Annotated in this window: 1 protein-coding gene; it reads left to right on the top strand. The window is 34.0% G+C overall.

The annotated features are described in order from the left end of the window. The first annotated feature begins 165 nt into the window (after positions 1-165). Positions 166-1,529, top strand: a protein-coding gene (locus ABE048_RS19750; RefSeq protein WP_430313007.1) for an IS3 family transposase whose coding sequence is annotated in 2 segments (ribosomal slippage) — positions 166-625 and positions 625-1,529 — 1,365 coding nt in all. Because the reading frame shifts where the segments join, the coding sequence is not laid out codon by codon here. The last annotated feature ends 60 nt before the right edge of the window (positions 1,530-1,589 follow it).

Raw genomic sequence — 1,589 nt, 5'->3', positions numbered from 1 at the left:
AAGTACATTTGTTCACAATCTCATATCAATTTTAACATGAATACCCAGCTTTGTTTGGAAGTCTTATTCAACAATCTGGCCCTTAAATGAAAAATGAGCGCTTATCCTTTTTTGAACTGCACCCCAAATGTTAGACACGAATCTAACACTTGGAGGTGTCTTTTTATGGCAAGAATTACTCTTGAACAAAAATTAGATGCGATTTTTCGTTATGAAAACGGTGAAGGAAGCCTTACTTCTATTGCTAAATCACTCAATTTAACTAATACTGAAACCCTTCATTTTTGGATTGAAAAATATCAATTTCATGGACCAGAATCTCTTCAAAAGAGCTGTACACGTTTTACTTTTGAAGATAAACTATACATACTCAATTATATGAACGAGAATGGGTTGTCTTCTTTAGAGACTGCAGTACAGTTTAATTTACCTACACCAGGAACAATTAGAAAATGGCGAATTAGTCTTGGAAATGAAAGTATAGACTCCCTAGTTCTTAAGAAAAAGGGGCGTACAAAGTTGAAGAAAGACAACCAAAAAGAAGCTAAGAATCAGATCTTCGAAGAAGGTTCTTTAGAGGCATTACAAGCAGAGAATGAACGTTTACGTATGGAGAATGCATTTCTAAAAAAGTTGAATGCCTTAGTTCAAGAAAAGGAAACATTAAAACGAAAGACAAGGCGCAAGTAGTCTATGAACTAAGGAATCAATTTAGTGTAAAAGAGTTAATAAAGCTAGCAGGAATCAAACGTAGCACTTATTATTACTGGACAAGTCGCTTTGACCGACCTGATAAATATGCCGAAATGAAATCGATGATTTCTACTATATATCACGACCATAAGGGAAGATATGGTTATCGTCGAATAACGTTAGAATTACGTAATCAAGGCTTCCTGATCAATCATAAAACCGTTCAACGGCTTATGAAGGAATTGGGTTTAAAATCGCTTGTACGCATGAAAAAATATCGTTCTTATAAAGGAAATGTAGGTAAAATCGCACCAAACATTCTTAAACGTGATTTCGTTGCAACAAAACCAAATGAAAAGTGGGTAACGGACGTAACAGAATTTCATTTATTTGGTGAGAAATTATATCTTTCCCCTGTACTAGATTTATTTAATGGTGAGATTATCGCCTATAATATTCAAAGCCGCCCTACATATGAACTTGTTTCAAAAATGTTAGACAAAGCTTTTATTTGCTTATCCGAAGGAGATGCCCCTGTCTTACATTCGGATCAAGGTTGGCATTATCAAATGAAACAATACTCTTATGCATTAAAACAAAATGATATTATCCAAAGTATGTCTCGTAAAGGTAACTGTTTAGATAATGCAGTAATTGAAAATTTCTTTGGTCTATTAAAATCTGAATTATTATTTATACAAGAATTTGAGAATATGGTTCACTTCAAGCGTGAGCTTGAACTGTATATCGAATACTACAACCACAAACGTATTAAAGGAAAATTAAAAGGATTGAGTCCAGTACAATACCGAATTCAATCCTCTATAGCTGCTTAACTTAATAAAATGTCCAACTTTTTGGGGTCACTTCATTTCAAGGATAGCGCCCGATTGCGG

The sequence above is a fragment of the Rummeliibacillus pycnus genome (assembly GCF_050459865.1).
Classification (GTDB): Bacteria; Bacillota; Bacilli; order Bacillales_A; family Planococcaceae; genus Rummeliibacillus; species Rummeliibacillus pycnus_B.
This window is presented reverse-complemented; position numbering and strand designations above follow the sequence as displayed.